This window comes from Pararhodospirillum photometricum DSM 122, from assembly GCF_000284415.1.
Classification (GTDB): domain Bacteria; phylum Pseudomonadota; class Alphaproteobacteria; order Rhodospirillales; family Rhodospirillaceae; genus Pararhodospirillum; species Pararhodospirillum photometricum.
In genome coordinates, this window is the sequence record NC_017059.1 from 563,025 (window position 1) to 589,476 (window position 26,452).

A 26,452-nucleotide genomic window follows, 5' to 3' on the forward strand; every position below is an offset into this window, starting at 1 on the left:
CTGGGGAGGCGAGCCTCCCCAGCCTTCCCTTCTTCCCTTATCGCTCGCGAAACGCCTCGTGCCGGAGCTTCAGCACTGGCCGAATCAGGTAATCAAGAACGCTGCGGGTGCCGGTATGGATATCGACGATGGCTTCCATGCCGGGTTTGATGTCGTATTGCCCCTGGGCATCGCCGAGCCACGTTTTTTCAGTGCGCACCAACACCCGGTAGTAGGCGAGGCCCTTGTCGTCGATGGTGGTATCGGGGGCCACCTGGGTGACGGCGCCCTCTAGGCCGCCGTAGCGGGCATAATCGAAGGTCGTGACCTTGACGGTGGCGGCCTGCCCCTCGTGGACGTAGCCGCGATCCACCGGATTAAGCCGCGCCGAGACAATCAGCACATCCTCCACCGGGACGATTTCCAAGATGGGCTCGCCGGGATTAACCACGGCGCCGTGGGTGGTGTGCTTGATGTTTTTGACCACGCCCTTGGCGGGGCTGCGTATCAAGGTGCGCTGGTCCTGGTCCTCGGCGCGGGTGAGGCGCTCGGTCAACTGGACCATTTCGCGCTCAACCTCGCCGATGTGCTCGCGGGCCTCGCGACGAAACGACAGCGCCGCTTCGCGTTCGCGTTCCAGGGTTTCGTTGATGGCGGCTTCCGAGCGTTCGAGGGCGGGGGCCAGGGCCTCCATCCGCCCTTTCAGGTCTTGGATCTGAGCGGCGATGTCGAGGTGGGCCATCTGGTGGGTCAGGCCGTCGCGCAGCAGGCTGGACGAGATATCGTAGCGTTTTTGAGTGATGGCGAGGTTGCTGCGGGCCGACTCTAATTGAGCGCGCAGTTCGCGCCCTTCGTTGAGACGCTGGGTTTTTKGCTCGCGCAGCACCTTAAGCGAGCTTTCGAGTTCGGAGAGGCGGGCGCGGTGGACGGCGTCCTCGGTTTTGGCCAAGTCGGGGCGGCGGCTGGCCACATCGGCGGGGAAGGCCAGCGCGGTATCGGCGGCCTCGGCGTTGAGACGGGCAAGCGTCAGGCGCAGGCCATCGAGGCGGGCCTCGATCTCGGGACTGCTCATGGAGGTGGTGGGCAGGGCGAGGCGCAGAAGCGGCGCGCCTTCCTCGACGCTATCGCCCTCACCTACGTAAAGATCGGTGACGATCCCCCCTTCCAGGTGCTGAATGATCTTGGTCTTGCCTTCGGGCATGACCTCGCCGGGGGCGATGGACACCTCGTCGAGTTGGGCCTGGGAGGACCAAATCAGCAAGGAGGCGAACAAAAGCATGACCAGCCGGGCCGGCCCCTTCCAGGTCGGCAGGGGATGACGTTCGACCAGCGTTTCCAGGGAGGGAGCGGACGGCGGGGGCGGCGCAGCGGCGGCGGTCATGAGGCAACTCCGGCGGGCGGGGCCGCTCCGGCAGGCGGGACAACGGGGCGACGCGCCGGGAACAGACGTGGCAGGATCTCGCCGGCCGGCCCATGGGCTAGGACGCGGCCTTTGTTGAGCACGACCACGCGTTGGCAGCGGGCCAGCAGCAGGGGACTGTGGGTCACGACAATCACGCTGCGCTGGGTAGCGAGGCGGGCCAGGGTTTCCACCAGGGCTTCCTCGGCGGCGCGATCAAGGGAGGAGGACGGTTCGTCGAGCAGCAGCACAGGCGGTTTGCCGGCCAAGGCGCGGGCGAGCGCCAAACGCTGACGCATGCCGCCGGACAGCAAGCCTCCTCCCTCGCCCACCCGGGTGGCGTAGCCCTGGGGAAGGTCCAAGATCATCTCGTGAACCCCTGCGGTTTGCGCGGCCTCGCGCACCGCTTCGTCGTCGAGCCCGGGATGGCCCATGGCGATGGCCTCGCGCACTGTGCCATCGAACAAGGTGATGTCTTGCGGCAAGGTGCCGATCCAGCCGGCCAGTTCGGCGCGGGTGAACTGGGCCAGATCGGCCCCGTCGAGCAACACGCGGCCCGACGCGGGCGGATAGAGGCCGACCAGCAGCTTCAACAAGGTGGTTTTGCCACTGCCGTTGGGCCCGACCAGGGCGGTGATGCCGCCGGGCTGAAGATCCAGGGAGATCTCCTCCAGACACGGGGGGCCATCGGGGGTGTAGTGGAACGAGGCCTTGACCACCGTCAGACGCCCCGAGGGCGGCGGCAGCCTGAGGGCACTGACCCGGCGGTCTTCGGGCAGGGCCAGGACTTGCCCCAGGCGCTGGGCCGACTGGCGAAAGCCCGCAAACCCGCGCCATGTGCCCATCAACTGATTGAGCGGCGACATCAGGCGCCCGCCCAGCATGTTGGCGGCGATCAGCCCGCCCACGGTCAAGGAGTGGTCCAAAATGGCCAGGGCGCCCACCGTGGTCATGGCGACGGTGGTGGTCATCGACAAGACCATGCCGAGATTGGTGAAATGGTCCACCAAGCCCCCCCGTCGCACCGACCCCTGGACCTGGGCCGCCAGATGCTGGCGGTAGACGTCGGCCAGGGTGGTCTCCAGGGCCAAGGCCTTGACGGTAGCGCGCCCGCGCACGATTTCCGCCAGCAGGCCGTCGCGCCCGCCCAAGGTTTCGCGCTCGCGCAGCGCGGCCTGATCAATAGCCCGCCCCGACATTAGGGCCAGCCCCACGAACAAAACCAGGGCCACCACCACCACCCAGCCCACCGGCGGGGCCAGAAGGAAGACCGTGCCCAAAAACAGCACGGTAAACGGCAGGTCGCAAACCAGCAACGCCGAAGCCCCGGAGAGGGTGTTGCGCACCACATCGACGTCGCGGAACAAGCGCAGCCACTCTTCGGCCGGACGCGATTCCAGCACCCGCAGCGGCAGGGCGGTCATCTTGTCAAACAACCGCTGGCCCACCTGGGCTTCGAGGCGCAGAGCCACGGTTTGTAAGATGCGAGCCCGGGCTTGGCGCATGATGAAATCAAACACCAGCAAGACCGCCATGCCGATCGCCAGCCCCTGAAGGGTGGAAAGACCATTGTGATACACGACACGGTCGTAAATCTGTAAGGAAAATACTGGAGTGGCGAGCGCCGCAATATTAACGAACAAGGAGAGCGCCAGCACTTCGCGAAAGCTGGGAAAAAGGGGCGCCAGAAGATCCCGAAGCCAGGAGGGTTTCCCGGACGGCGGGGCGACAAAAGGCTTTTGAGCTTCCATGGGAATGGTTCCTGGTCAGATCGTGAGACCTTACCATGACCAGAGACGGGAGGACAGGCTCGCTCACAGGCGCCCCGGGAGCTTTACCGCGGGTCAAGATCGCGGCAAACATGAACGATGTTTAATATGCCATCCCTTGAAACCCTGGGTCGGAAGCCTCATACCATGGCCAGGGCCTAGCGTTTTACGGGTACCCTACCGACCGTATTTTTTGAGAGGGAAGCAGCTGATGAAGCGTCTTCTGATGGCGGCCGCCGCCGCCGTGACCGTTGCCGTGACCGGGTTTGGCGTGGCGCACGCCGCCAGCCCCGAGGCTTATGTGGAGTATCGCAAGCAGGCTCTGAAGGCGTCGGGCGATCACATGAAGGCTCTCTCGGCGATTGTGAAGGGCGAGTTGCCCCTGAGCGCCGAAGCGGCCAAGCACGCCGAAGCCATTGCCGCGATCATGGAGACCCTCCCGGCCGCCTTCCCCGAGGGCACGGCCGGCATCGCCAAGACCGAGGCTAAGGCTGTGGTCTGGAGCAAGCCCGACGAGTTCAAAGCCAATGCCCAGAAATCGGCCGACGCGGCCAAGGCCTTGGCTCAGGCCGCTGCCAGCGGCGACACCGCCCAGATGGGCAAGGCGCTTGCGGCCCTGGGCGGCACCTGCAAGGGCTGCCACGAGACGTTCCGCGAGTAGTGACCTCACCGACCCTCCGGCGTCCCCCGCCGCCGGAGGGGTCTTGTGCGGGCCGGAAGGGAGCGCCCTCTTCCGGCCTTTTTTTCGCGGGTCGGGACACCGTGGTCCTTCGCATCCCTCTTGTTTCCCGACGCGACTCACCGCCATATCTTGATCCCCAACGCCCGAACGGCGGAATCCCCAACGCCCGAACGGCGGAATACGCAACGCCCGAACGGCGGAATACGCAAGCGACCGGACTGGTCTTAAGAGAGGCGGGAATGAGAACACGTGCGCAAGCGTCGGTCCTGGCGAAGAGCCTGCTGGCGATAGGGGCCCTCCTCCTTGCGCCCGCCCCCACCTGGGCCGGGCCCATCCATCTGGTGCCGCACGAAGCTACGTATGACCTCTCGCTGTCCCGAGCCGAACCGGGCGGCGTGGTGGGGGCGCGGGGCGAGATGAGCTACAAGCTCGAAGGCACCTGCACCGGCTGGACCATGGAAACCCGCACCGCCCTCACCTTGAATTATGCCGAGGGCAACGAGGTCGAGACCTTGTGGGAGTTCGTGGCGTTTGAAGCCCGCGACGGCAGCGATTACACCTTCTTTATCCGCAACACCCATAACGGTGCGGTCCAGGAAGTTCTGGAGGGCGCAGCCGCACTTAACGGCGTGCCGCCGGTCGGCTCGGCCCGGTTTCGCAAGCCGCGCCCGGACTCTGTGTCTCTCCCCTCGGGCACCTTGTTCCCGAACGCCCACACCATCGCCATCCTCGAAGCGGCCCGCAAGGGCGAGCGCTTTATCGGGCGCCCGGTCTTCGACGGCGGATCAGAGGAAGGCCCCTCCTTGGTCAGCGCCGCCATCGGCGCGCCACTCGCGGCCGACCCCAAGAGCGCCAAGGTTGATGACCTCCTCAAAACCCCATCGTGGCGCATGTCCATCGCCTTCTTCCCACCTCCCTCGACCACCGAGGGAGAGTCAGGGGAAGGCACCCCGTCCTACGAGGTCAATGTCCGCTACCACGACAACGGCGTGGCCCAGGACATGATCCAGGATTTCGGCTTTTTCAGCCTGACCTCGCGCCTGCGCACCTTGAAGCGCCTGCCCGAGCCCGATTGCTAGCCCCCCCAAAAAAAGCCCAAGGGGTCTGGGAAGGCCGCCCCCCAGCCTTTCTTGCCACCTTCTCAGGCCGGGCTCTCTCCCCTCCCCTCGGGGAGGATCGCCTCCTTCGCGGGAAGGCCTTGTTTTTGAGCATCTCCCCCCGAAGAAAGTGGCCTTTTGAAGCATAGATTGGAGGGTTGACAGGGTGCCGCCCTCCGGCCAAATTCCCGGCTTCTGCAACCCAAAGCCCGGGCTGCTTTTTTTTGACGAGGGATGCGGCCGGGCGCCGTTCGCGCAGGAGTCCTGTCATGCGGATCCTCATGGTCCATCCGAACTACCACTCCGGCGGCGCCGAGGTCGCGGGTAAGTGGTCCCCGGCCTGGGTGGCCTACCTGGCCGGCTATTTGAAGACCGGCGGTTACTCCGATCTGCGCTTCGTCGATGCCATGACGGATGACTTGACCGAGGAGGACCTGCGCCGGATCTTCCGCGAGGAAAAGCCCGCCGTTATCGGAGCCACCGCCGTTACCCCGGCCATCTACAAGGCCGAGCGCCTGTTGCAGATCGCCAAGGAAGAGTGCCCCGACGCCGTGACGGTGCTGGGGGGCATTCACGCCACGTTCATGTTCCAGCAGGTGCTCTTGGAAGCGCCGTGGATCGACGTGATCGTGCGCGGCGAAGGCGAGGCGGTAACCCTCAATCTGGTACGCGCCATCGACGAGGGCCGCTGGCCGGCCGAGCGCGAGTCCATTCGCGGCATTGCCTATCTCCAGGACGACAAGATCGTCTCCACCCCGGCCGAACCCTCGATCCGCGACGTTGATTCCATCGTGGCGGACTGGTCGGTGCTGGACTGGAAGAAGTACATTTACATCCCCATGGGCGTGCCCGTGGCCACCCCCAACATGGCGCGCGGCTGCCCGTTCACCTGTTCCTTCTGCTCCCAGTGGAAGTTCTGGCGCGATTATCGCGTGCGCGACCCCAAGAAGGTCGTGGACGAAATCGAAGTTCTGGTGCGCGAGCACGGGGTCGGCTTCTTTATTTTGGCCGACGAAGAGCCGACCATCAACCGCAACAAGTTCATCGAATTCTGCCAGGAACTGATCGACCGCGACCTGGGGATCTTGTGGGGTATCAACACCCGCGTGACCGACATCCTGCGCGACGAAGAGCTGCTGCCCTTCTATCGTAAGGCGGGTCTGGTCCACATCTCGCTTGGCACCGAGGCCGCGGCCCAGCTCAAGCTGGACCTGTTCAACAAGGAAACGACGGTCGCCCAGAACAAGCGCGCCATCGACCTGTTGCGCCAGAATGGCATCGTCACCGAAGCCCAGTTCATCGTCGGTCTGGAAAACGAGACCGCCGAAACCCTGGAAGAAACCTACAAGATGGTCATGGACTGGAAGCCGGACATGGCCAACTGGTCCATGTTCACGCCCTGGCCGTTCTCCGACCTGTTCCATGAGCTGGGCGACAAGGTCGAGGTCTTCGACTTTGAGAAGTACAACTTCGTGACCCCGATCATGAAGCCCAACGCCATGGACCGCGCCGAGTTGCTCGACCGCGTCATGAGCAACTACCGCCGGTTCTATATGTACAAGTCCTTCCTGGGCTACCCCTGGGTGCGTGAGCCGACCCGGCGCAAGTACCTGCTGGGCTGCCTGAAGGCGTTCTTGCTCAGTGCCTTCCAGCGCAAGTTCTACGACCTCGGCAAGTTCAACTACTGGGGACCGCAATCCAAGAAGTGGGTGAAGTTCGACTTCGACAAGTCCCGCAAGATGGATGTCACGGTCGAGGACACCTGGAAGAGCGCCCCCAAGCACAAGCGCCCGGCCGCTGCCATGAAGGCCTGCGGCGGCGGGGATGAGCAACTCGACGACGCCCCGCAGCCGACCAAGGTCATGGCCTGCGGCGGCGGCGACCAGCAGTTGCCCGAAAACACCGTGACCCCGCGCGCCTAATCAACACCCCCCTGGGGAGGACCCCAAAGTCCTCCCCTTTTTTTATCAACGAGAAAGGCTGGGGAGGCAAGCCTCCCCAGACCCCTCCGCTCCTGGGGGATCACCTCACAGTAGACGAGGGGTCTGGGGAGGCAAGCCTCCCCAGCCTTTCTTTTCCTTCGAGGTCTTCGTGCGCAAGCCGCGATGTTTGATGATCCAAGGCACGGGATCAGACGTGGGCAAAAGCCTTCTGGTCGCCGGCTTGGCTCGCGCGTTCGCCCGGCGTGGCTTGGCCGTGCGGCCGTTCAAGGCCCAGAACATCAGCAACAACAGCGCCGTCACCGCCGACACGCCGCCCGGCGAGATCGGCCGCGCCCAAGCCCTGCAAGCCCGCGCGTGCAAGGTCCCCCCCTCCCTCCACATGAACCCGGTGCTGCTCAAGCCCCAGGCCGGCGTCGGCTCCCAGGTCGTGCTCCAAGGACGGGTGATCGGGCGATGCAAGGCCCGGGATTACCCCCTGATGCGTGACCAGTTGATGCCCGGGGTGCTCGACTCCCTGGCCCGCCTGGGACGCGAGGCCGACCTGATCTTGGTCGAGGGCGCCGGCAGCCCGGTCGAGATGCACCTGCGCGCCGCCGATATCGTCAACATGGCCCTCGCCAACGCCGCTGACCTGCCGGTGCTGCTGCTGGGCGACATTGATCGCGGCGGCGTGCTGGCCGCCCTGATTGGCACCCACGCCTTGCTGACCCCGGCCGAACGGGGCCGGGTCAAGGGCTACCTCATCAACAAGTTTCGCGGCGACCTTGCCCTGTTCGAACCGGCCTGCGAGATCATCACCCGCCAGACCGGTTGGCCCTGCCAGGGGGTGGTGCGCTGGCATGCCGGAGCCGCTGATTTTCCCGCCGAGGACACCCAAGCCCTGGTCCGCCCGCCGGCCGGCGAGGCGCCGGTCAGGATCGTGGTGCCCCGCTTGCCCCACCTCGCCAATTTTGACGATATTGATCCCCTGCGCGCCGAGCCTGAGGTGGCCTTGCGCTGGATCGACCCCGGCCGCCCCTTGCCCCGTGATGCCGACGTGATTCTCCTGCCCGGCTCCAAGGCCACCCTCAGCGACTTGCGGGCCTTGCGCGACCAGGGGTGGGACCTGGATATCCAGGCGCATGTCCGCCAGGGCGGCCGGGTGGTCGGGGTGTGTGGCGGTTATCAGATGCTGGGCCACGTGGTGCGCGATCCCGAGGGCATTGAGGGTCCGCCGGGCGCCGTCCCGGGCCTGGGCCTGCTCGACCTCGACACCACCATCGGTCCGAGCAAAACCCTGCTGGCCCTTGATGCGGTAGATGAAACCAGCGGCTGCCGAGTCACGGGCTACGAGATGCACATGGGCGTCACCGGGGGGGGCGGGCTGGAGCGACCGTGGTTGCGGTTGCTCTCCTCGGGGGGGGCTCCGCGTCCCGAGGGCGCGGTGTCGGCCGATGGCCGGGTCCGGGGTAGTTATGTGCACGGCCTGTTTGCCTCGGCCGAGTTCCGCGCCCACTGGCTGGCCTCGCTGGGGGCGGCCGCTGTGTTGGCTGATCAGGCGGTGCGGCTGGAGATCGCCTTGGAGACCTGGGCCGATCATTTGGAGGTCTGCCTCGATCTCGATGCTTTTTTGGCCTTGTCGCGGCCCATGGCTTTGGGGTGACAAGGAAGGCTGGGGAGGCGCGGCCTCCCCAGACCCCTCGATTCCTTGATCAGGGAGCGGGGGGCGGTGGAGGGGCGTCTCCCCGGCTCTTGAGTTCCAGGCGGCGTTCGAAATGGCGTGAGGTGAAGTAGAACGCCACCACGCCGAACCATGTGCCGGCCAGCCACTCCGGGACCAGGGCATAAGCCTGCATGGCCTGGGCGAAGCCCTCGGGGTCAAGGGGGGCCCACCCCAGGATGCCCAGCACCCCCAGCGCCAGGGCCGGACGCGGCAGGCGGTTGAGCGCGTTGACGGTGGCATCATAGCGGCCCTTGCTAACGGGGGCGCTCTCGACGGCGGTGGACTCGGCCGCCGCCAGGGTTTCGAGAGCCAAACGACCACTCCCCAGCAAGCCCTTGAGCAAAAGTGACATCATGATCCTCTCTCCTTGAGACGAAAGCTGCCCGCCCGCGCGATCCAGCCGGTGAGAAAAACCCCCCGGCGGGGGGCCCGGGCGACAAGAGCGCGCAGCCAGGCTTCCCGCTCGTCGCACAGGGCATTCACCACAGCCGTCGCGCCCAGCCAGTGCACGAGGCGCTCGCACGCTCCGATGGTGTGCGGCCCCAGGCGCCCATCCTCCCGCACCGACGCCTCGCCCAGAGCGGCGGCAACCCGTTGCACGGCCCGCACGGCCACGGCGGGGCCGCTGGTCACAGCCCAATCGAGCACCACCGGCCACAGGGGGGGAGGCAGATGGCTGATCCCTGGCTTTTCAAAAAAGTCCCGCCGATACAGGGCCAGGGCCCGCTCAGGGGACAGGCGCTCGATGTCGTGCCGGTCGGTATCGCCATCGCCATCGAGATCCAGACCAATGCTTTGGGCATAGCGCAGGGAGATGCCGTGGTTGGTGGCCCCTCCCGGATCGGCGGAGTGATCGACAAAGCCCCCCTCGCGCCGAATCACCCCAGCCAGAACGGCCCGAAGCCACACCTCCTCTTGGGGGGTCATGCCTCCCCCTCCTGCTCGCAGGCGGCACCCCGCCCAAGGCCGGCCAAGGCCTGGGAGGCCTGGGAGGCCTGTGACAACGCCCGGTCAAGGACGGCCAATCCCCGCGGATCGCTGAGGGGATCGAGACGCTCCGCCGCTTCAAGGGCCGCATGTAGCGCGTCGAGCAATTGCCCGTGTGGGCGCCACGCTTCGGGCATCCCGTCATAACCCCCGCCCGGGGCTCCCAGTCCTTCCATCATCCTACCCCTTTTGTGTCGCTGCCCCCGCGAGGCCGTCACCCCCTGTTGGGGCGCATCCCTTCCCGGTCGCGCTATGTCGTTTCGTCATCTTTTTGGCACCGCCCCCATTGGAAGTCAACTCCTTTCATCACTCGTGTTGCGGGAATTAGACGCCTTGGGGCGGCGAGACCCCAGACAAAGGGAGGAAGAAAATTCGCCCATCCCTGGAATGATCAGAAAGACACGTGCGGCGCGATACATCTTCTACGAGAACTTAAAATTTTTCGACCCCCCGAGCGAGAATAATAGCCTCCCCGCTCGCCCCCCACCAGATCTCTGCGGATATTGAAAAAAATGATTTATCGTCATTTGATGGGAGGGCCAGCCATAAAGGGCGTTTGGTCATAAAATGGGGGAATTTTTCTTGCCGACTATGACGCGATGGCATATGTTGCAAGCATGAACGACATCGGAAAAAGAATCGCCGACTCACGCAAGGATCAGGGGCTGTCCCAGTACGCCCTGGCCAAGCTCTTGGGCGTCAATCAATCCACCATCGCCTACTACGAACGCGGCCGCAATACGCCCAAGCCGTGGATCGTCGAGGACATCGCTCGCCTCCTCAACGTCTCGGCCTCCTACCTCCTCTATGGCCGAGACGCCGAAGACCCGCCCGTCCCCGTCGTCGGAACCGTTGGTGCTGGTGGCGTGATCACCTATCCCTCCGAGCTCCCCCTGGATCTCACCCAGCCCCCCCCGGGGGCCTCCAGCCGGACCCAGGCCGTGCGTGTCGAAGGAGACGGACTCTGGCCCGTCTATCGGGCAGGAGATCTCCTCTTCCATGCCGCCGTTGATCCCCACCGCATGCCCGAAGACCTCTACGGCCGCGATTGCATCGTGCGAACCAGCGACGGCCAAACCCTGGTCCGCCACGTCAAACGCGGACGCACCAAGGCCCTGTTTACCCTGGCCGCCTTCAACGCCCCTGACGAAGAAGATGTCGCCCTCGATACCGCCGCCCCCATCCGATGGATCCGCCGCGCCTGACAGGGAAATGCGGAGCTGCCGCGTGATGTGGGAACGCGGGACTGCCGCCCCGACCCCGCCTGGGGCGATGCCCCAGACCCCCTTTTTTATTTGAACTCCAAAGCGATCCCGTCCGACAATACCATGCGAAAGGATCCTTATAATTGAGTAATCATCAAAAAATAATATTGTAACGTCATTGCCCCTGAGGGAAAGCATGAAAGAATCAGAAAAATATTCTTCTTTGTTCCTTGAATTTCCTGAACTACTCTCTGATGACCGTAATTTGCACAAAGAAGTCTTATCTCATTTCGGACTTCTTTTTTCACAATACGCCCAGCTAGAGGCATCGATACATAATTTTTACATTTTTTATCAACTAAAAAACTCTATGATGACTGGAAAGATAAAAACAAAGCAGGACTGGTTGATTCTTTTTGAAAAATATGAACAAAAAGCATTTTCTGCAACATTAGGAAGCTTAATCAATTTTGTCTCTGATTGTGATGAGATGTCACCCCTTATCGATAACCTTAGATCTATCAATAAAACAAGAAACTATTTTGCCCATCATTTCTTTCGGGAAGAATCCCCTAAGCTATTTTCAGAACCATCATCACTCCATTTGATTAATGGAATAAATCAAGTCAGGAATGACGTGACGTTGATTGAGGAGAAAGTGGAGGCTATCACCGATAAATTAATGGAATCAATTTACGGTAGTTCAGATTTTAAGAAATCTATATCAAACCTGTGCGATCAACTAGAAGAAGAATTCACAAAAATTCCCACTTTTATCTTTGGCTGGGAAAAATAGATCGTTCCCCCCTGCCCCACCGAAAGCCCCCTCCCCCTTAGCACTTCCTTCAAGGAATGGAGGGGTCGTGGGGAGGCGAGCCTCCCCCAGTCTTCTCTCTTCCAAAACCGCCACTACGCCTCCCGCCCCGGAACCGCCGGCAGGAGGACATGGACGGTTGTTCCGTCATTTTCCCGAGAGTCGAGCCAGATATGCCCGCCCCGGCGTTCGACGATGCGCTTGACGATGGCCAGCCCCAGCCCATTGCCGTCGAAATTTTCGCGGGCATGCAGCCGCCAGAACAGATCGAACACCCGTTCGCGGTCGCGCGCGGGGATGCCGATGCCCTGATCGCTGACCTTCAGGTGCCACGTTGCCTCGTCTTCTGGCACGCAGGTAATGCGAATCACCGGTGCTTCCTTAGGCTTGGCAAACTTGATGGCGTTGCCGATGAGGTTGGCGAACAGGCGGTCGATCTCGGAGGTGACGCCCAGCACCGAGGGCAAGGGGTCCACGTCGAGATGGGCCCCGGACTCCCGCAGGCTATCCTTGAGATCCTCCTGGACGCGTTGCACGCTCTCCATCAAACTGACGGCCTCGACATCGGCGCCGGCTTTTTCGATCCGGGCATAGTCCAAGATCCCCTCAATCATTTGATGAATGCGGCGAGCGCCTTCCAGGGCAAAGGCGAGGAACTCCCGGCCTTCCTCATCCAGGCGCTCGCCATAGCGCCGGCTTAACAGGTTGACGTAAGACGCCACCATGCGCACCGGCTCTTTGAGATCATGGGAGGTGATGAAGGCGAAGCGCTCCAGTTCGGCGTTGGAGCGGCGCAGCTCATCGATCAACTGCTCCTTGCGACGACGCTCCTCGCGCTGCTCGCTGATGTCGCGCAACACCCATACCGCATCTGGGGGATCGCTGAAGGTATCCACGTGAACGCCCTTGAGCTCCACCCAAAAGCGCTCGCCCGAGCGGCGCTGAAACAGGTGCTCCCCCGTGAACACCTGCCCGTTGGCGAGGGAGGCTGGGGGCTCCAGGGCGTCGTACCCTTCGTCGGAAGCAAACAAGGCGCGGGTTTCCATCCCCACCAGGGCGTCCACTGGATAGCCCAGCATCTGGGCCATGGCTTGGTTGGCCCGCAGGATGCGGCCCTGACGCACCAAAACGAGCCCCTCGACGGCCTGCTGAAACACCGCGGCTTGTTTGGCCAGAACATCGTTGAGCAAGGCCTCGGCCCGCAGGCGCCGCAAGGAATCGACCAGCACTGCCGCCACGGGGCGCAACACATCCAGGTCACTTCCCACCCCGTCGGGGTCGGGAGGGCGCGCGCGCATTACCAGCAACCAACCCACCTCTTCGTGGCCGGCGGCAAGGGGCAGCAGGCCCAGCCACGCCATGTTGGCGCGCTGAAGAAGCGCCTGAACCGCCTCGTTTGGCTCCCCCTCCCTGCCTCGTTCAAAGGGCCGCGGATCGATCCGTCCCCGCGCACTCAGGACCACGGCCCGCAGAAGCGGCAAAAACGCAACTTTGGTCATGGCGCGCGGCGGCCCGGGATGGCAGGCTGTCAAGCGAATATCACCGTCGTCCTGCCAGACGACGAGGCAGGCGTGATCGGCGTGGAGATAGGCGGCAATACGGGTCAGGGCCCGGCCGCTGACTTCCTCTTCGTCGGCCAGCGTCGCCCGGGCGAAGCCGGCTGAAATATCGAGCATCAGCTCTTCCAGATGCAGGCGATCGCGCAAATACGCGGTCAGGGTCACCCGCTCACTCACATCGCGTAAAATGGCGACGGCAGCCGGCCCTCCCTCCCAGCATACGGAAGAAACCCGCATCTCGGCGATGCGCACGCCCTCTGCCGCTGGGAGATCGACTTCGACGGTCTGACCCAGCACCACGGGATACCCAAAGGGTGCTCCGTGGAGAGTCGCCGGGGTCTGGCGGAACAAGTCTCCAGCGGCGTCATTGGCATATAAAATGTCACCACTGCTGCCAATCACCAAGATGGCATCGGTGGCCGCTTCGACCAACGCCCGGAAGCCCTGTTCCCCCGAGCCGTTGGAGATCATTACCGCGGCCCCTCGGTAAACAGCCCCTCAAGCCGATCGGCTTCCGACGTTGTGACGTGGTGAGGGTTGCCCGCCAGGATGCCCGTCATGTTACGGAAGGGCCGGCCGATGTGCATCCCCTTGCCGTCGATGTTGAACTCGCGAATTTCCTTGTCGTGGAACGAGCCGCGCATCTTGAGCACCATGACGCCACGGCTGATCTCGCCGAAGGTTTCGACATAGCGCAGCAGAATAATGCTGTCGGTGATCGACGAGATATGGGTCTCGGTCACCGACGACCCACCCATCAGGGTCGGGGTGTTGGAGGTGAACAAGGTCGCGATCTCACCATGTTTGATAAACGAGGTGAGCCCGATGACAAACTCGCGAAAGCCCCGATCCGAGGAAATGCGCTCGATGGCCGAGAGGCTGTCGATCGCCAGACGGTCTGGCTTGAAGTCCTCGATGATCTGCTTGATCGTGATCATGTGGTCTTCAATGGAGGCCACTTCGGGGTAATCGCAGACCACGCGCAGGCGCCCCGATTCCTCGGCGGTCTTGAAGTCAACCCCCCAGCCGCTCGCATTACGGAACAACTGCTGGCGGCTTTCCTCAAAAGCGAACAGCAAGCAGCGCTCGCCGGCCAACAGGCCGCCATTCAGGAAGTGGGTACACATCAGGGTCTTGCCGGTCCCGGTGGCGCCCGAAACCAGAACGATGGAGTCCCGGAAAAAACCGCCGCCGCACATTTCGTCGAGATCGGCCGAGCCAGAAGGAATGCGCAGCTCCGACGAACTCTGGCGCAGCTCGATCGCCGAGAGCGGGATCACCTGAATGCCCGAGCCCGGCAAGATGGCAAAGGGGAACTCGCCCTTTTGGTGAAACGCCCCTCTGAATTTGAGAATTTCGCACGTACGGCGTCGGCGTTCGCCATCCTTGACATTGCGCAAAATGACCACGTTGTCCGCCACGAATTCCTCAATGCCCTGACGGGTCAACGGTCCTTCGTCGCTTTCGCGCTCGGCGGTCATGATGGTCGTCACGCCCATGACCTTGAGGGCGGCCGAGATGCGCAAAAGCTCGTTGCGCAAAGTCGAGGCCTCGCCCAGGCGGATAAACACCGCCCCCAAGGAATCAAGCACCACCCGCTTGGCATTGGTGGTGCGCACGGCATGCTCGATCCGGGCCAAAAGGGCACCGAGGTCGAAGGCGCCGACAATCTCGCCATCGTCCAGCGGACGCGGGGCGGCATCGACGAAGGCCCAGTTACCCTCTGCCTCCCAGCGCTCGATGTTCCAGCCGAAGCCGGCCACATTGTGCCTGATGTCGTCGAGCATTTCCTCGAAGGTGACAAACACGGCCCCTTGGCCGAACTGCTCAATGCCGGCGGCCAGGAATTGCACGGAAAAAATCGTCTTCGCACTGCCGGCCGTGCCGACGAGCAAGGTCGTGCGTCCCTTGGGCAAACCACCATACGCGATCAGGTCGAAGCCGGGGATACCCGTCGATTGCTTTTCGATTTCGTTGGCGGAAGGTTGCTTCATGATAGGGTTCCCGCTCAGGCGCGTCAGGAAGGGACGGAAGGAAGGCTGAGGATTCGGCGGACCTGGTCGAGATCGTCCAGGTCTCCAACGACCCGCCGCGTGGGCAGCGGATAGTCGCGAACCAAGGTGGGGGTGGCCAGGATACGGACCAGCTCGGCTTCGGCGGGATTGAGCACCACATCAACGACCCGGGCCTCGCACGCTTGGCCCAAGGTCATCCGGATCCGGTCCAGGGCGCGCAGGGCGTTTTGGGACCGGATGGTCTCGCCACAGATATAAAGGGTCAGACGAATAGGTTCGGTCATCGCTGAGTCCCCTTTTCCCCCCGCCTGACGGGCGCGCCCATAACGCGCAAACGGTAATGGTTGGCAAGATGGCCCATCAACTGCAAAACCAGCAACCGCGACTCCTCCATCATCACGGCCCGCCGCCGAGCGGGGCCCGAGGCATCCCGAGCCCGCAAAACGGTCACATACAAATCGATCACATCGCGGGGCCCGGCCCGGGCGAAGCCCAGCGTTTCCGCGAGGGACTGGAGTTCGGGATCCAGGTTGGTTCCGTCACCATAGATTCTTTCCTCCACAGCCTGATCGACCAGATCATTCAACCGCCGCAGGGAAGAGATGTAAAGGTCGGGCAGCGCATCCCGCAAGGTCGCACTGCCAAAACTGCGGGCCGTGATGGACGTGGAGCCTCCAGACAACAAGCGCCCCAGGCGGTCGGTTTCGCCTTCCAGACGGGCGCGGGCCTGATTGGTGCGGGCACTTTCCTGGGCGCGGTGACGCAGCACCACGCGATGGATCAAGGCCAGGGGATCGAAGCCGGCGGCGGCCACCCAGTCGTCGGCACCGGCGGACAAGGCCACTAGGCCGAGATCGTCGTCGCCTCCTTCCAGCACCACCAAAACGGGCCCCAGCCCGACGCAGCGCTCGATCATGACGGTTAGATCGTCGGGCAAGCACGCCTCTCCCACCGCCAAAACCACCAGATCGACAACCTCGCGGGCCTCTTCCGGCCGGATCACGACCTGGGCCGTCGGCAAGGCGGTGCGGATCCGAGTTGCAAGCAGCCCGGCCTGCCCTTGCCCCACGTCGGCAACGAACACATACAATCGATCGGGCGGTTCACCCTTGGCGGTATTCATGGCGTATCCAATCGCCAGCGAGAAGAGAGCATGGGCGGTATCACGGTCTGATCTGTTGAGGAAGGGGAAGCTTTTAGGGCACCCCATCCCGTAGGCATGCCCTCATCTTCATAAGGGTACCACGGGAGGGGCATAGACCCTACCGAAAACGGAAGGCACGCGAAAGTCTGACCAAGCCCTAACGCCTCGCGCGTACCGACCTCCCGTTAAACGCGAATCAAATGAGACCCGCCTTCTCCCTCGGGTCGGCATCCGGGTCCTTGAGCTTGCGCACCATCGCCTTCAACCGGGGGTCGGAGGGATCGGGCAACGTGATGGACAGACGCACCAATAAGTCACCACGCACCGCGTCATCGGCCGGAATCCCCTTGCCTCGCAGCCGCAGGAGCGTGCCTGTGTTGGAGTCCTCGGGCACGGTGACCACCGCCTTGCCCTCCAAGGTAGGGACGGTGATGCGCGCGCCGAGGACGGCCTCGCGCAAGGTGACGGGAATGTCGGCGATGACGTTACGCCCCTCGCGCCGGAACACCGGATGTTCCCGCACCCCGATCTCGACCAAGGCGTCCCCGGCTGGTCCGCCGGCGATGCCGGCCGCCCCCTGCCCCTTCAAGCGCAAGGTCCGACCATCCTCCCAGCCCGGGGGAATGCGCACATCCAAGGTCTTGCGGTTGGTCAGGGTGATGCGTTTGGTGCACCCCAGGGCTGCCTCCTCGAAGGTAACCTTCAACCGGTACTGGGCATCCTGGCCACGCTGGGGCCGGATCCCCGCTCCGGCGCCACTGCTGGCCCCACTGCCTCGGCTTGAGCGGCGAAACACGTCGGAAAACACGTCTTCCTCGCCAAACGCCGACTCAAAGCCGAATCCCTCGGACCGAGCACCGCCCGTCCAACGCGAATTATAGCCCCGGCTGCTGTGGGTCCGAGCCCCCCGCTCGTTGCCTTGGGCATCAATTTCCCCCTTGTCATAGCGGGTCCGGCGGGCCGGATCCCCCAAGAGGGCATAGGCCGAGGAGACCTCTTTGAAACGCTCCTCGGCCCGGGGATCCTCGGGATTGACGTCGGGATGCATGCTCCGGGCTAGCTTGCGATAGGCGTTTTTGATCTCGTCCTGGGTGGCGGTGCGCGCCACCCCCAGCACGGTATAGGGATCTTTCATCATTGGTTCCGTTCGTGGCCGACCGGCCAGAGGGGGGCCGGCCGACCGGCCATGGTAGCCGCCCCGGCTCTTGTGATCCAGCGGGTGTTGGCCCACTGTGGAACTGACCGCACTGGTGCGGACCCAACCGCCTGGATCATCATGAGCACCCTCGACGAAAAAGACCCCTACGCCCTGTTCTCGGCCTGGATGACCGACGCCGAGGGCAGCGAGCCCAACGACCCCACGGCCATGGCGCTGGCCACCTGCACCCCCGACGGGCACCCCAGCGTACGCATGGTCTTGCTCAAGGAAGTTATCCCGACCCCCGGGCCGAGCGGCGGGTTCATTTTCTACACCAATCTCGAAAGCCGCAAGGGGTCTGAGTTGCGCGCCAACCCCTTTGCCGCCTTGTGCTGGCACTGGAAGTCGTTGCGCCGGCAGGTTCGGGTCGAGGGCGCCGTGGTGCCCGTCGAAGACGCCCGCGCCGATGCCTACTTCGCGTCGCGCTCGCGCGAAAGCCGCCTGGGGGCTTGGGCCTCGGATCAGTCGCGCCCGCTGGAAGGCCGCTGGGCCCTGGAAAAGCGCCTCGCCCTCACCACCGCCCGCTATGGCCTGGGGCCGGTGCCCCGCCCCCCCACTGGTCGGGCTTTCGGGTCGTGCCGCAGAGCATTGAGTTCTGGCACGACCGCCCGTTTCGTTTACACGACCGGGTCGTTTTCCACGCCGTCCCCGAGGGCTGGCGCACCGAGCGTCTCTTCCCATGAGCGCCGCCCCCTCTGCCCCCACCTCTCCCCTCGAGCGCAAAGCCCGTCTCATGCGCCGGGCCAGCTTGGCCTCGGTCGGTGTGGCCGCGATTTTGGTCGTGGCCAAGTTGGCCGCTTGGCTCGTCACCGGGTCGGTGGCCGTGCTGTCCACCTTGATCGACAGCCTGCTTGATGGCGCCGCCTCCCTTGTGACCCTTTTTGCCGTGCGCCAAGCCCTCACCCCGGCCGACGAGGATCACCGCTTCGGCCATGGCAAGGCCGAGCCCCTGGCTGGATTGGGTCAATCCGCCTTCATTGCGGGATCCGGGGCCTTGCTGCTAATCCAGGCGATTAGCCGCCTGCTCGCCCCCGAACCGGTGCGCGATGGGGCCATCGGGATCGCCGTCATGGTCCTCTCCATCGCCCTGACCCTGGCTTTGGTAAGTTTTCAGCGTTATGTGGTCCGCCAGACCGACTCGGTGGCCATCGGCGCCGACAGCTTGCATTACACCGGCGACCTCCTGGCCAACCTTGCCGTCATCGGCTCGCTGACCGTGGGCATGCTGGTAGACCTGCCGCTGCTCGACCCCTTACTCGGCATGGGCATCGCCGCCTATCTGATGGTCAATGCGTGGCACATCGGCCTGGAAAGCATCGACCTGCTCATGGACAAAGAGCTGCCGGCCCAGGACCGGGAGCGGATCATTGCCACCTGCTTGGAACACCCCGAGGTCCGGGATGTCCATGACCTGCGCACCCGCCGCTCTGGCCCGCTCTCCTTTATCCAGCTCCACCTGGAACTGGACCCCAACCAAACCCTGCTCGCCGCCCATACCATCGCCGTGGACGTCGAGGACCGCCTGCGCGCCCTCTATCCCCAGGCGGATGTCTTGATCCACCAGGACCCGGCCGGCCTCCAGGAAGGAAATCACCCCCCGCTGGCCTATCAAGACGCCTCCTTGACGCAGGACAGGGCGCCAAAAAAATGAGGAGTCTGGGGAGGTCCCCTCCCCAGCCGACCCTTTCTCCCGCTCAAAACAACAAGTCGGAAATATCGGTTGTGGCCGCCTTGGACGGAGTCACGGCGGCCGCAGCACGCGGGGTTCCCCCAAACATGGCCTCGTGAACCTCGCGCTCGTCCACCATAGTATAGTGCTTGTGTAGGAACTCCAGAACCTCGCGGCGGGCGTCGTCCAGGGCGGGGCCGGTCAAATCCGGGCGACAGGCCTGGGCGATGGCCCCAAGCTCGCGGGCGGCCGTTGTGAAAACCTCGGTCATGCGCTTGCGGATGGTGAAATTGGTCAAGGTGACATTCAGCGAACGCTCCAGGGTTTCGGTTTGCGCCCGGACCTCATTGAGACGCTCGCTGCTTTCGCCGGTGAGGCGATCCAGGGTATCGAGGAAGGTCTGGATCGCTTGGTCAAGGTCATCAAGCTTGCCAGAGTCGGTGCCGGCGTTCTGGCGGCCCAGGTCCGAGGAACACGCGGCAATCCGATCGAGGCGAGAGCCGATCTCCAGGGCCAAAGCGCGGGTTTGACGGGCAAAGGCCTGGAGTTCGCTGGCGATCACCGTAAGAACCCGGCCCCGGCTTCCCAGATTGCCGCACTTGATCGAGGCGTTAAGGCCGATCAAGTGCATTTCGGCATCAATCTCGTTGATGGCCGTGACGGCCTCGGCAATCTCGCTGGTCATGGAAACGACGGTGCCCATGCTGTCCTCAGTTTCGCGCCGGGCGCTGCGATAGCGCTCCAGGATGGACAGAGCGGTCTTGAGGTCGTTGGCCAGGGTGTCCAGGAAGTCGGTCCTGTCCTCGGTACTGGTGGCATGTAGGCGGGTTACCCCCTCGCGCAGCCCCTGGACCCCGGTCCCCAGCGCGCGCAAATTGGTCTCGATGATGCGAGCCTTGGCCTCGAAGTCATCCCGGATCACCGTAAGCTGGCGGGCTTGCAGGTCGCACAGGGCGTTGACCATGATGTGACGCCGGGTCCCCCCCATGTCCTGGTCGCTGCCCTGAGTGTTGAGGACCCCAAGGACGGTGGCCAGAGCCTCGTCCACATGCTCGACGCGTTGACGGGTCATGTCGGCAATCTGCAACGCGCTCACCACCTCGGAGACCGACCGGTGGGCTTGGTCGAGGTGAGTGGGCAAGCTCCCCAGGGTGCGCCGTGCCGCCTCCTGGCGCTGCTGCAAGGTGTTCATGGCGCTATGGAGCCGGCGCTTGATACCCTCAAGGTCCAGGCGATGTTGGTCGCCCAAAGCGCCTTGCAAGTTGAGAGCCTGGGACAAAACATCCCTCAGGGTGCGCAAGGTTCCGACAATAATGCCTATGCTCTGTTCACCCCGTTGGGCAAGACGACCGATCTCTCGGGTGAAGACCGTGAAATCCATCCCCAGGCCGGATAACTGCGCCGCCTCGATACGGGCGTTCATGGCCAGCATGCGAACCTGGACCAGCAGCTTGCCCAAGGTCTGGACCGAGCCGCCAATGGCCTGGGCAGCGTCGTCGATGGTTTGCAGACCGGTTTCGGTACGCGCCGCGGCCAACGCCTGATCCAGCACGTGCAAGTCAAGCTCCAGGGCGCGGGCCTGATCGGTCAGGCCCCGTGAGGTCAGGGCGTCGGTGAGGACGGCGGCGCTGTCGCCCATGGCGCGGGCGGTCTTGTGGGCCGAACTCAGGGCCTCGCCCAGCGCCAGAAAGCTCTGTTCGCACGGCTCGCGCAAGGCGTCCAGACTGGCCTCGATCTGCTCAATGCGCCGCGACCAGGTGCGCGCCTCGTCCTCCTGGTTTGACCAGGAGGACGAGGACCCGGAGAGGGCGGGGAGAGACGGTATCTGGTTCATCGCGGATCTCCAGGAGTGGATCGGCGTCCCTGCATGGCATCGACAGGCGGGTGTTGAAGGGCCTGAAAAAAGAAGAAGGCTGGGGAGGCGGACCTCCCCTGGCCCCTCCTTCCCTCATCCGCGGCCCCCTCAGGAGGTGGCCTCGACCCGGGGGACCACGTGCGCAAAAGAGGCCGTTCCCACTTTGCGCACCCAGACATCCCCGGTGGACGTCAGCATTTTGATCATCAGGCCCGAGGTTTCCAAGACCCGCTCGCGCTCGATCGGGATTCCCCGCTCGGCCAGGAGGCCCCGGGTAAGGGCGACATTGCGCGCGCCCACACTCAACGGCGAGGGCACCCCGTTCTTGCCGCCCATCAGCATGACGGAGCCGCCGAACACCTTGGCCCGCAGCCGCTCAGGATCAGCCCCCAGATTCCCCAGGCGCCGAATCAACGTGGCCGTGGCATAGTCGCCATGCCGGGTCGAGGGCGCCTCCCCGCTGGGGTGAAACGGCAGAACAAAGTGGTTCATGCCCCCAATCCCCACGGCGGGGTCAAACAAGCACACCGCCACGCACGATCCCAAAATCGTCGTCACCAGATGAGGAATGCGGCTGCAATAGACATCCCCCGGCCCAATAAACCGCGAGGGCACCGAGCCCTCCACGGCCTTTAGGGTATCGAGCCCCCATGGTCTGTCCCCCCCTTCCATCACCGCGGCACCTCCTCGGGACGGATCAGGGCCGCGTTGAGGTCGGCGTAGCCGCGCATGATTTCGCGGCCCATCCGGTCCAGGGGGATCACACGGTCCACAGCCCCGGCGGCAATGGCTTCCTTGGGCATGCCAAAGACAATGCAGGTCGATTCGTCTTCAGCCAGGGTCAACGCCCCCGCTTGATGCATTTCCAGCATCCCCCGGGACCCGTCATCCCCCATGCCGGTCAGGATCACCCCCAAGGCATTGGCGCCGGCGGCAGCGGCGGCCGAGCGAAACAACACATCCACCGAGGGGCGGTGCCGGCTGACCAGTGGGCCGTCCTTGACCTGGACCGAATAGCGCGCTCCGTCGCGGCGCAACAACATATGGCGATTGCCCGGGGCGATCAGGGCGCGCCCGCGCAACACCGGGTCGCCATCCTCGGCTTCCTTGACGTCGATGGTGCAAATGCCGTTGAGGCGGTTGGCAAAAGCCCGAGTAAAATGCTCGGGCATATGCTGGACAATAACCACGCCGGGGGAGTCAAGCGGCAGGTCCTGCAAGACCACCCGCAGCGCTTCCGTCCCGCCGGTGGAGGCGCCGATACACACGACCTTATCGGTTGTTTTAGCAATTTTACGACTCAACGGCCGAGGGATGATCGCATCGGCGGTGAGCTTGGGCGCTGGCCCCTCAACCTTGGCCCGGCGCAGGGCCCGAAAACGCCCGACATCCACCTGGGCCGCCGCCTTGACCGCATCGCGAATACCAATACTCGATTCCAGAAGAAACTGACGGGTGCCGGTCAGAGGCTTGGCGATCACACTGACCGCCCCGGCATCCAAAGCCTGGGACAAGGCCTGGGTGCCATCGGCAGCCAGCGAGGAACAGATGACCACGGGCAGGGGATGCTGCTCCATCAGCTTGTGCAAAAAGGTGATTCCGTCCATGCGCGGCATTTCGATGTCGAGGGTGATGACATCGGGAACGATCTGGCTGAGGCGCTTGGCCGCCACATAGGGATCGGCGGCGGTCCCGATGACTTCAATCTCGGGATCCTCGTTCAGAAGGTCGGTCATCGTCTGCCGCACCGAGGCGGAATCATCGACAACGAGTACCTTGATACGCTTGGGATCGGCGGTCATGGGCGGTCCCTGATCACACACGTTGATAGGTGGCGGGGGCAAGAGGCTGAACAGGCAAGGACAACCCATGCAGCGATTCCGAATGCCCGACGAAGAGAACCCCCTTGGGGCGCAAACGCTCGCACAACCCCTCCAGAGCCCGCTGTTGGTTAGGTCTATTAAAGTATATAAGCACATTACGGCAGAAGATTATATCGGGATGTTGATCATCCGGCCACTCCGGGCTTAAAAGATTTAGTGGGAAAAATTCCACCATGCGCCGCACCTCCGGCGCAATGCGGAAGGTGTGGTTGCCGTGTACCCGAGCGCGCAAGATGTAGCGCCGCCGCGCCTCCTCGGGAATGGGGCCGAGATAGGCGAGGTCGTAAATCGCCCGGCGTGCCTTGAACAAGGCCTCGGAATCAATGTCAAAACCGCGCAAGCTAAACTGCAAGCCCCCGACCAACCGGGCATAGTCCGACAACACCATGGCCAGCGTGTAAGGCTCGGCGCCGATGGAGCAGGCCGCGCTCCAGATCCGCAAGGGACGGGTGCGGCCCAAGCCGTCGCGGAGCATGGCCGGAAGAACGGTCTGTACCAAAAGATCGAAGTGCGAGGGCTCCCGATAAAAATCGGTTTTGTTGGTGGTCAGCGCGTTGACAAGATCGGCGAACTCTTCGGATATCCTTTCGGTTTCCAGATATTCCTGGGCATATTGCCGTAGATTATCCAGACCCAAAGCCCGGACACGCCGACGCAATCGGCTTTCCACCAGAGTCTTCTTTGATTCTGGAAGGCGAATCCCGATCTGCTCCTCGATCAGGTCCGCCAAGGTTTGATAGACCTTAGGCGGCAAGGTATCGCCGGCCAAGGACTGAAGATAGGAGCCCGGTTCAGGAGCCCGGGACATCGGGGGCCGCCAGGGACAGGTCGGTCAGGCTGAAAACGTGGGCGACATCCAAAATAATGACCAGCCGACCATGGCGGCGGCCGAGTCCCGCCACCGCCTCGGAGCGCCAGCGCATGCCCAGCTCCGCCGGGCGCTCAATCCCGGTGTCGTCAAGGGCCGTCACCTCGAACACCCGGTCGGTCAAAGCGCCCAACACCACGGGCTGGCCGGCAAAAGGCACCTCGAGAACAACCACCCGGGTGTGGGCCGTTTGCTCGCCGGGGGGCAGGCCGAACTTGACCCGCAGATCAAACACCGGGAGGCTCTGACCGCGCACGTCAATCACGCCCCGAACCGAGGGCGGCATGTCGGGCAGCCGCGTGAAGGGCTGGGGGTCGAGGACTTCCCGCACATGCCCCACATCCAGAGCAAACACTTCCTGGTCCACCCCCACCGTAACATAGGAGCGATCCGGGGAAGGGAGGGCAGCACCGCCGCTTCGGGGGGGAACAGGCAACGGAAGACTCATCTTATCCCTCCTTCTCACCCAAGAAAGGGGGCCTTTCCCGTCTTGAAGACGTGGCCCCGACCTTAGAAAAGTTCAATAGCGCTCGTAGTGTTCATCTTCGGTGTCCCCGGCGTCAAGGGACAGCCGGACGCCTTTGGGAGCGGTGATCTCCCGGGACGCGGTGACTTTGGCCTTGGCGGCCCGCTCTGGGGTTTCCCGCGTTGCCCGACCGGTCTTACGCGCTGTGGCGACAGATGTTCTGGAACGGACAGAACCGCCAAGGGTCTCGTGGGAGATGCGAAAGAAGGCCATGCTGGTTTCCAACTGCTCGGCCTGGGCCGCCAGTTCCTCGGAGGTGGCCGACATCTCTTCCGAGGCGCTGGCGTTTTGCTGGGTCACCTGATCGAGTTGGCGGATCGCCGTATTGATCTGCTCGGCGCCCACATTCTGCTCGCGGGCCGCTGCACTGATCTCCTCAACCAACTCGGCCGTGCGCTTGATCGCTGGCACCAGTTTGGTCAGCATCTGGCCGGCCTCGGCCGAGATCGCCAGGGTATCAGACGACAAGGTCATGATCTCGGAGGCGGCGGCCTGACTGCGCTCGGCCAACTTGCGCACCTCGGAGGCCACAACGGCAAAGCCCTTGCCGTGCTCGCCGGCCCGCGCCGCCTCAATAGCCGCGTTGAGGGCCAGCAAGTCGGTCTGGCGGGCGATTTCCTGGACGATGTTGATCTTCTGGGCGATGGTCTGCATGGCCTCCACTGCCTTGCTCACCGCCTGCCCGCTGGTGTCGGCGTCCACCGCCGACTGGCGGGCGATCCGCTCGGTTTCGGTGGCGTTGTCGGCGCTTTGCTTGATGGTCGAGACCATTTCCTCCATCGACGACGAGGCTTCCTCCGCCGCCGAGGCCTGCTCGGTCGCACCTTGGGCCATCTGCTCGGAGGTGGAGGAGAGTTGCTGACTGCCCGCCGCCACCTGGGCCGACGCCTTGAGCGCCTCGGAGACCATGGTGCGCAGGTTGGCGGTCATGGCGTTGAGGGAGACCACCAAGTCCTTGATCTCGTCGTTGCTGTTCACTTCCAGGGTTTGTTCCAGATCGCCGTGGGCCACGGCATGGGCGAGCCCCACCACCTTGCCCAAACCCCGACCGATCGAGCTGGCCATCCAAAACGCCACGCCCGCACTCACCACGATGGTCGCCCCCAAGATCGAGACCAAGACCACCATCATGGTGTCGTAGGCTTGGAAATTACTCTTCATCTCCTGGGCCATTTGATTGCGGGCCAGAGACACCAAAGCCTGGATCGGCTCTTCGATCGCCCGCCCCAGACGCATCCCTTCCGTAGACAGCAGAGCATAGGCCCGATCCATGGACTTCTGCCCCCCAAGGGTCCGCACCTCGACCGAAAAATTCCAGTAGGCCGATACCAATTGACGCAGGGCTCGCCCCTCGGGTTGATCCAACAGACCGGGTATTTTCTCCAGGGCGGCCAAGGACTCCTTGAGGCTCCCCCCCAGCCGCTCCGCCTCGGCGTTAAAAGCCTGAATCGCCTTGTCATCACGACTAATGGTCACCGACTGGTCTTGATCCTTGAGCATGCGGAAGTCATCAAGGAGGTGGTAAAGGGTCAACGCCACGTCCGTGTTGCCTCGGAGCTGGGCGCTTTTGATCATTCCCTCTAGGGTCTCCGAGAGTTGGCCCGAAAGCTCCCGTCCTCGCGTCGCCAGAAGCCGCCCAGCCCGGTAGTCGCTGTTTTGCAAGGCAAAGTCGAGGATCTTTTCGGCCATATCTTCATACTGCTCTAGAAGCGTCTCGATCGCGACCAAAGCCTTGCGTCCTTCCTCGGTGACGATCAAGGGACGGATCCCTTCAACGTGGGTGCGCATATCCTTGAGACGGTCTTCCAACTCCTGCTGGAACCGGTGGATTTCATCCTCGTCATTGGAGAGCAAGGCATTCCGCACGGCCCGGGTCAAAGCCAGAAAATCCGCCTCAGCCTCCAAAGATAACACGGCTTTCTCGGCGGCGTTTTCAACAATAAAGACCGTGCGACTGTTCATCCCTTCCATGGCACTCAGGCCCAGCAAGGAGGAAATACCGGCCAGTACGATGACAAGGGCAAAAGAGGCGGCCAGCTTGGCCTTGATGGTGATGCGCATGGTCTCTGTTCCCTGGTCTGAGGGGATCGGTGGCAAGGGGGACCCGCCCGAAAACCGTCCGGGCTTTACCTTGTCTTCCCCGACAGGGAGAGGCTCT

The 26,452-nt window shown here is 63.5% G+C and carries 22 protein-coding genes and 1 pseudogene; 8 read left to right on the forward strand and 15 right to left on the reverse strand.

Annotated elements, in window-relative coordinates; genetic code table 11:
• Positions 1–37: 37 nt before the first annotated feature.
• On the reverse strand, positions 38–1,360 hold the full coding sequence (locus tag RSPPHO_RS02460; RefSeq protein WP_014413703.1) for an HlyD family type I secretion periplasmic adaptor subunit: 1,323 nt from the start codon (positions 1,358–1,360) through the stop codon (positions 38–40).
• Positions 1,357–3,129 (reverse strand): peptidase domain-containing ABC transporter, encoded by a 1,773-nt coding sequence (locus tag RSPPHO_RS02465; protein WP_014413704.1) that lies wholly within the window; start codon positions 3,127–3,129, stop codon positions 1,357–1,359. Before RSPPHO_RS02465 ends, RSPPHO_RS02460 begins: the two co-directional genes overlap by 4 nt.
• Positions 3,130–3,358: 229 nt before the next feature.
• Here RSPPHO_RS02465 and RSPPHO_RS02470 point away from each other — a divergent pair, with 229 nt between their 5' ends.
• From RSPPHO_RS02470 to RSPPHO_RS02485, 4 genes are all read left to right on the forward strand, one after another.
• Positions 3,359–3,808, forward strand: a complete 450-nt coding sequence (locus tag RSPPHO_RS02470) for a c-type cytochrome (protein ID WP_041793848.1) — start codon at positions 3,359–3,361, stop codon at positions 3,806–3,808.
• Positions 3,809–4,068: 260 nt separating this feature from the next.
• Entirely contained in the window at positions 4,069–4,908 is an 840-nt protein-coding gene (locus RSPPHO_RS02475) for a cell envelope integrity EipB family protein (RefSeq protein ID WP_041793851.1), read from the forward strand.
• A 287-nt stretch (positions 4,909–5,195) separates the two neighbouring features.
• Positions 5,196–6,848 (forward strand): magnesium-protoporphyrin IX monomethyl ester anaerobic oxidative cyclase, encoded by a 1,653-nt coding sequence (bchE, locus tag RSPPHO_RS02480; protein ID WP_041793852.1) that lies wholly within the window; start codon positions 5,196–5,198, stop codon positions 6,846–6,848.
• Positions 6,849–7,038: 190 nt separating this feature from the next.
• Positions 7,039–8,511: a cobyric acid synthase gene (locus tag RSPPHO_RS02485; RefSeq protein WP_081581628.1), complete on the forward strand. Its 1,473-nt coding sequence runs from the start codon at positions 7,039–7,041 to the stop codon at positions 8,509–8,511.
• 49 nt (positions 8,512–8,560) lie between these two features.
• Here RSPPHO_RS02485 and RSPPHO_RS02490 read toward each other — a convergent pair whose 3' ends face one another.
• Both RSPPHO_RS02490 and RSPPHO_RS02495 read right to left on the reverse strand, forming a co-directional pair.
• On the reverse strand, positions 8,561–8,926 hold the full coding sequence (locus RSPPHO_RS02490; RefSeq protein ID WP_051013583.1) for a 3TM-type holin: 366 nt from the start codon (positions 8,924–8,926) through the stop codon (positions 8,561–8,563).
• Positions 8,923–9,498: a glycoside hydrolase family 108 protein gene (locus tag RSPPHO_RS02495; RefSeq protein WP_014413710.1), complete on the reverse strand. Its 576-nt coding sequence runs from the start codon at positions 9,496–9,498 to the stop codon at positions 8,923–8,925. Before RSPPHO_RS02495 ends, RSPPHO_RS02490 begins: the two co-directional genes overlap by 4 nt.
• A gap of 677 nt (positions 9,499–10,175) precedes the next feature.
• Here RSPPHO_RS02495 and RSPPHO_RS02505 point away from each other — a divergent pair.
• A complete protein-coding gene (locus RSPPHO_RS02505; RefSeq protein ID WP_041796377.1) occupies positions 10,176–10,763 on the forward strand; it encodes an XRE family transcriptional regulator in 588 nt (195 codons plus the stop codon).
• Between the two features lie 196 nt (positions 10,764–10,959).
• Positions 10,960–11,559: a hypothetical protein gene (locus RSPPHO_RS19645; RefSeq protein WP_157879059.1), complete on the forward strand. Its 600-nt coding sequence runs from the start codon at positions 10,960–10,962 to the stop codon at positions 11,557–11,559.
• Positions 11,560–11,672: 113 nt separating this feature from the next.
• Here the strand turns inward: RSPPHO_RS19645 and RSPPHO_RS02510 are convergent, their stop codons facing one another.
• The 5 genes from RSPPHO_RS02510 to RSPPHO_RS02530 form a co-directional block, all read right to left on the reverse strand.
• Positions 11,673–13,607 (reverse strand): ATP-binding protein, encoded by a 1,935-nt coding sequence (locus RSPPHO_RS02510; RefSeq protein WP_014413713.1) that lies wholly within the window; start codon positions 13,605–13,607, stop codon positions 11,673–11,675.
• Positions 13,607–15,130 carry a circadian clock protein KaiC gene (gene kaiC / locus RSPPHO_RS02515; RefSeq protein WP_014413714.1) on the reverse strand — a complete coding sequence of 508 codons (1,524 nt, stop codon included), beginning with the start codon at positions 15,128–15,130 and terminating at the stop codon, positions 13,607–13,609. Before kaiC ends, RSPPHO_RS02510 begins: the two co-directional genes overlap by 1 nt.
• Positions 15,131–15,153: 23 nt before the next feature.
• The gene (locus RSPPHO_RS02520; protein WP_014413715.1) at positions 15,154–15,435 is read right to left on the reverse strand and encodes a circadian clock KaiB family protein; all 282 of its coding nucleotides are present in this window, start codon (positions 15,433–15,435) and stop codon (positions 15,154–15,156) included.
• Positions 15,432–16,274 carry a hypothetical protein gene (locus RSPPHO_RS02525; RefSeq protein WP_051013584.1) on the reverse strand — a complete coding sequence of 281 codons (843 nt, stop codon included), beginning with the start codon at positions 16,272–16,274 and terminating at the stop codon, positions 15,432–15,434. Before RSPPHO_RS02525 ends, RSPPHO_RS02520 begins: the two co-directional genes overlap by 4 nt.
• Before the next feature lie 217 nt (positions 16,275–16,491).
• A complete protein-coding gene (locus tag RSPPHO_RS02530; RefSeq protein ID WP_041793854.1) occupies positions 16,492–17,430 on the reverse strand; it encodes a DnaJ C-terminal domain-containing protein in 939 nt (312 codons plus the stop codon).
• A 141-nt stretch (positions 17,431–17,571) separates the two neighbouring features.
• Between RSPPHO_RS02530 and pdxH the strand changes: the two are divergent.
• Positions 17,572–18,176 (forward strand): annotated as a pseudogene (gene pdxH / locus RSPPHO_RS18635) (pyridoxamine 5'-phosphate oxidase).
• 50 nt (positions 18,177–18,226) lie between these two features.
• Positions 18,227–19,144, forward strand: a complete 918-nt coding sequence (locus RSPPHO_RS02535) for a cation diffusion facilitator family transporter (protein WP_242390634.1) — start codon at positions 18,227–18,229, stop codon at positions 19,142–19,144.
• A gap of 43 nt (positions 19,145–19,187) precedes the next feature.
• On the opposite strand, the gene RSPPHO_RS02540 is transcribed toward RSPPHO_RS02535, so the two are convergent.
• From RSPPHO_RS02540 to RSPPHO_RS02565, 6 genes are all read right to left on the reverse strand, one after another.
• A complete protein-coding gene (locus tag RSPPHO_RS02540; RefSeq protein WP_014413719.1) occupies positions 19,188–20,996 on the reverse strand; it encodes a methyl-accepting chemotaxis sensory transducer in 1,809 nt (602 codons plus the stop codon).
• A 129-nt stretch (positions 20,997–21,125) separates the two neighbouring features.
• Entirely contained in the window at positions 21,126–21,632 is a 507-nt protein-coding gene (locus RSPPHO_RS02545) for a chemotaxis protein CheD (RefSeq protein WP_157879060.1), read from the reverse strand.
• A gap of 56 nt (positions 21,633–21,688) precedes the next feature.
• Entirely contained in the window at positions 21,689–22,819 is a 1,131-nt protein-coding gene (locus RSPPHO_RS02550) for a protein-glutamate methylesterase/protein-glutamine glutaminase (RefSeq protein WP_041793855.1), read from the reverse strand.
• A gap of 13 nt (positions 22,820–22,832) precedes the next feature.
• Positions 22,833–23,708, reverse strand: coding sequence for a CheR family methyltransferase (locus tag RSPPHO_RS18640; RefSeq protein WP_014413722.1), 876 nt, complete (start codon positions 23,706–23,708; stop codon positions 22,833–22,835).
• Entirely contained in the window at positions 23,692–24,216 is a 525-nt protein-coding gene (locus RSPPHO_RS02560; RefSeq protein ID WP_069187537.1) for a chemotaxis protein CheW, read from the reverse strand. The genes RSPPHO_RS18640 and RSPPHO_RS02560 overlap by 17 nt, the downstream gene beginning before the upstream one ends.
• A gap of 72 nt (positions 24,217–24,288) precedes the next feature.
• Positions 24,289–26,355, reverse strand: coding sequence for a HAMP domain-containing methyl-accepting chemotaxis protein (locus RSPPHO_RS02565; RefSeq protein ID WP_051013586.1), 2,067 nt, complete (start codon positions 26,353–26,355; stop codon positions 24,289–24,291).
• Positions 26,356–26,452: the final 97 nt, after the last annotated feature.

What these genes read in the sequence shown, in the direction of transcription:
- RSPPHO_RS02530 (WP_041793854.1), bottom strand. Translation starts at nt 17,430, where the DNA reads ATGAAAGATCCCTATACCGTGCTGGGGGTGGCGCGCACCGCCACCCAG.
- RSPPHO_RS02505 (WP_041796377.1), top strand. Translation starts at nt 10,176, where the DNA reads ATGAACGACATCGGAAAAAGAATCGCCGACTCACGCAAGGATCAGGGG.
- RSPPHO_RS02465 (WP_014413704.1), bottom strand. Translation starts at nt 3,129, where the DNA reads ATGGAAGCTCAAAAGCCTTTTGTCGCCCCGCCGTCCGGGAAACCCTCC.
- RSPPHO_RS02475 (WP_041793851.1), top strand. Translation starts at nt 4,069, where the DNA reads ATGAGAACACGTGCGCAAGCGTCGGTCCTGGCGAAGAGCCTGCTGGCG.
- RSPPHO_RS02550 (WP_041793855.1), bottom strand. Translation starts at nt 22,819, where the DNA reads ATGACCGCCGATCCCAAGCGTATCAAGGTACTCGTTGTCGATGATTCC.
- RSPPHO_RS02565 (WP_051013586.1), bottom strand. Translation starts at nt 26,355, where the DNA reads ATGCGCATCACCATCAAGGCCAAGCTGGCCGCCTCTTTTGCCCTTGTC.
- RSPPHO_RS02490 (WP_051013583.1), bottom strand. Translation starts at nt 8,926, where the DNA reads ATGATGTCACTTTTGCTCAAGGGCTTGCTGGGGAGTGGTCGTTTGGCT.
- RSPPHO_RS02560 (WP_069187537.1), bottom strand. Translation starts at nt 24,216, where the DNA reads ATGAGTCTTCCGTTGCCTGTTCCCCCCCGAAGCGGCGGTGCTGCCCTC.
- RSPPHO_RS18640 (WP_014413722.1), bottom strand. Translation starts at nt 23,708, where the DNA reads ATGTCCCGGGCTCCTGAACCGGGCTCCTATCTTCAGTCCTTGGCCGGC.
- RSPPHO_RS19645 (WP_157879059.1), top strand. Translation starts at nt 10,960, where the DNA reads ATGAAAGAATCAGAAAAATATTCTTCTTTGTTCCTTGAATTTCCTGAA.
- kaiC (WP_014413714.1), bottom strand. Translation starts at nt 15,130, where the DNA reads ATGAAGCAACCTTCCGCCAACGAAATCGAAAAGCAATCGACGGGTATC.
- RSPPHO_RS02535 (WP_242390634.1), top strand. Translation starts at nt 18,227, where the DNA reads ATGCGCCGGGCCAGCTTGGCCTCGGTCGGTGTGGCCGCGATTTTGGTC.
- RSPPHO_RS02510 (WP_014413713.1), bottom strand. Translation starts at nt 13,607, where the DNA reads ATGATCTCCAACGGCTCGGGGGAACAGGGCTTCCGGGCGTTGGTCGAA.
- RSPPHO_RS02540 (WP_014413719.1), bottom strand. Translation starts at nt 20,996, where the DNA reads ATGAACCAGATACCGTCTCTCCCCGCCCTCTCCGGGTCCTCGTCCTCC.
- RSPPHO_RS02485 (WP_081581628.1), top strand. Translation starts at nt 7,039, where the DNA reads ATGATCCAAGGCACGGGATCAGACGTGGGCAAAAGCCTTCTGGTCGCC.
- bchE (WP_041793852.1), top strand. Translation starts at nt 5,196, where the DNA reads ATGCGGATCCTCATGGTCCATCCGAACTACCACTCCGGCGGCGCCGAG.
- RSPPHO_RS02495 (WP_014413710.1), bottom strand. Translation starts at nt 9,498, where the DNA reads ATGACCCCCCAAGAGGAGGTGTGGCTTCGGGCCGTTCTGGCTGGGGTG.
- RSPPHO_RS02470 (WP_041793848.1), top strand. Translation starts at nt 3,359, where the DNA reads ATGAAGCGTCTTCTGATGGCGGCCGCCGCCGCCGTGACCGTTGCCGTG.
- RSPPHO_RS02520 (WP_014413715.1), bottom strand. Translation starts at nt 15,435, where the DNA reads ATGACCGAACCTATTCGTCTGACCCTTTATATCTGTGGCGAGACCATC.
- RSPPHO_RS02525 (WP_051013584.1), bottom strand. Translation starts at nt 16,274, where the DNA reads ATGAATACCGCCAAGGGTGAACCGCCCGATCGATTGTATGTGTTCGTT.